We start from the raw sequence: 2,773 nt of genomic DNA on the forward strand, positions 1-2,773 counted from the left end.
CTGCCACGCCGCGATCTGCGCCCCGGCCGCCGCAGTGAGCTGGTCAACGGTCGCGGGGAGGCCGAGGTAGGGCGAGGCGAGGTCAAGGACGGTTCGCGCCTGCTCGATCGCGGCGCTCGAGCCGTTATTTCTCACGGCGATCCGCTGGACCGGGAGCCCCGCCAGGCGTCCGGGAGAGACAGCGGCGGCGGCCCAGACTGCCGTGCGCTGGGACGGCAGGCCCTTGACGGGATCGGTGAAGTCCGCCGTGACGAGCGCCACGGATGCCCCGGGCGCGCAGCGGCCGAGAGCCGGGTCCTGGGCCAGCTGTGCGCAGGAGACCAGGCCTGCCGTGTCGTAGGGGTTCGCGTTCTGGGCGGCACGGGGGTCCGCGCGGATGACCGTCACGGCCTGGACGCCTCGTATCGAGCGAAGCTTTGCCAGTACGGGTTCCGGGATGGGATCGGCGGTCGTGGCCGCCTTGCCCGGGGCCGCGTAGTAGGAGGCCTGGTCGAGGAGGGTTTCGCGGGCAAGGGTGCTGCCGCCCAGGCCGCCGCCGTGGTCATCGACGAGCGTCGTGATCACCCCGACGGCCGTTCCCGTGACGAAGAGGGCGAGGATGAGGCCGCTGATCGCGCGGAAGGCGGCCCGCGGGTTGTCCGAGAGCCGGCGCCCGGCGATGAGCATGGCCGGGCTGCTGGCCCGCCTGGCCATGACCCGCGCGCCCGCCATCATCAGCCACGGGCCCGCGATTATCAGTCCCGTCATGAGCAGGAGGAATCCGAGGAAGAACGCCACTGCCTGGCCCCCGGTGGTGCCGGGATGCCCGACGACGGCGAAGTAGCTGAGCTCGGCGATGCCCGCCAGCAGCGGGATGACCCGCCAGGCCCGGAGGGCGCGCGGTGTGACACGCCGGCTCACGCCGAGCGGGGAGATCTGCACCCGCCGCAGCGCGACACGTGCCGCCACCGCTGCCGCGGCGGGGATGCCGATGGCGACGAGCAGGATGTCCGCCAGCCCCGGTGACAGATCGCCGGGGAAGAAGGGCTCACCGGTGAAGTCCGCCGTCGTCAGGGCCGGGCGGAGCAGGAAGAACAGGCCGAAGCCGACGGCCACGCCGCCGACGGCGGCCAGGGAGGCTTCGACGGCGGCGATCACGGAGACCTGCCGTGGGGTCGCGCCCACCAGACGCATCGCGGCGAAGCGCTGCTCGCGGCGCGCCGCGGCGAGCCGGGTCGCGGTGCCGATGAAGGTGAGAACCGGGAAGAGCAGTGCGCATGCCGCGGCGATGAATATGTACTTGAGCGTCGCGGAGTTCTCGACGCCTGCGGTCCCGCCGGCCGCCGCCGCCGGGGTCTCGATGCTGGTGACCTCCGTGGCGTAATGGGCATGCGAGAGCTGGCTGGCGCTGTGCCCGATGACGATGACCAGCGCATCCGGGCCGGTGAGCGCTGAGTCGCCGATCGTGCCGATCTGCTTCCCCGGGAATCGGTCGCCGAGCTGGTTGGCCGGGGTGTCGCGGATCAGCTTGCTGAGCACCGGCGAGGCGTAGTACTGGCCCGGCCCCGGCAGGTGCGCGATGCCAGGCGGGACCGGTGAGTCCGGGCCGGTGGCGGCGAGATCCACCCGGTCGATGGTCTGGTTGCCGAACTGGTCGGCGGTGAGAATCCACCACAGCGGATCCGACGCTGACTTGCTGCCGTTCGGGCTGCTGGTGCCCTGTTCCCCGGAGTCGAGCCATTTGGCGCGGCCGTTCTGGGCATTGAGGGCGTTCAGGCACGCCAGGGCCGCCAGCAGCATGCCCACGCCGAGCGCGACGGCGATCGCGGTGACGACCAGGCGCGCGGCGGCTTCCCTGCCGCCGCCCAGGGTGAGGCGCAGGCCGAGGCGGATCATGAGACGGCGCTCCTGTGTGCGAGCGAGTTCACCTTGCCGTCGCGGACGATGACCTCGCGGTCGGCGTAGGCGGCGACCCGGGGGTCGTGGGTGACCAGGATGACGGTGGTGCCCTGATCACGTGAGGCGGCCACCATCAGTTCCATGACCTGCTCGCCGGCCAGGGAGTCGAGCGACCCGGTCGGCTCGTCGGCGAACAGGACCTCGGGCCGCGCGACAAGACCGCGGGCCAGGGCGACGCGCTGGGTCTGCCCGCCGGACAGTTCGCCGGATCTGCGCTGCTCCAGGCCGTTCAGGCCGAGGCGCTCGAACCAGGCCCTGGCTTCTTTCAGTGCTTGCGTGCGGCGGGTGCCGCCGAGCAGCAGGGGGAGGGCGACATTCTCCGCGGCTGTCAGCTCGGGGACGAGCTGGCCAAACTGGAACACGAACCCGAAGCGGTCCCTGCGCAGGGCGCTGCGCTCTTGCTCGCGCAGGCGATCGACCCGGCGCCCCTCGAACCAGACCTCTCCGGAGTCGGGAGTGAGGATGCCGGCCAGGCAGTGCATGAGGGTCGACTTGCCCGAGCCGCTCGGGCCCATGATGGCAAGGATCTCGCCGGCGACCGCCGAAAGGCTGGCGCCCCTGAGTGCCGGAGTCTGGCCGAACGACAGCACGATGTCGCGCGCCTCGATGAGGGAATCCTGGGCACCGCGTGCCGCGGCAGTGCCGGGCGCTGCCGGCAGCCTTACGGCGTTCATTTGCGCACCTCCGCCGCCAGCACGCGGCGCGCCTGCCTCGCGCTAGCCGCCGCCAGCCTTTCGGTCAGGCCGGCCGAACCGCGGCCTTCCGATGGCTTCGTGACGACGCCCGTTTCGCGGGCGGCATCGAGGCCAGCGTCCTGCGCCGCTACGGGATGCGC

2 protein-coding genes are annotated in these 2,773 nt (G+C 72.1%); both read right to left on the minus strand.

Translation table 11 applies throughout. The features are described 5' to 3' along the window. The coding region (locus tag WA805_RS25320) for an FtsX-like permease family protein (RefSeq protein WP_425243587.1) at window positions 1–1,875 on the minus strand (1,875 nt) is incomplete at its 3' end. Next, window positions 1,872–2,612 carry an ABC transporter ATP-binding protein gene (locus tag WA805_RS25325; RefSeq protein ID WP_425243588.1) on the minus strand — a complete coding sequence of 247 codons (741 nt, stop codon included), beginning with the start codon at window positions 2,610–2,612 and terminating at the stop codon, window positions 1,872–1,874. The genes WA805_RS25325 and WA805_RS25320, both read right to left, overlap by 4 nt. Window positions 2,613–2,773: the final 161 nt, after the last annotated feature.

Origin of the sequence: Trebonia sp. (genome assembly GCF_049794275.1) — a bacterium.
In the GTDB taxonomy this organism is placed as follows: domain Bacteria; phylum Actinomycetota; class Actinomycetes; order Streptosporangiales; family Streptosporangiaceae; genus Trebonia.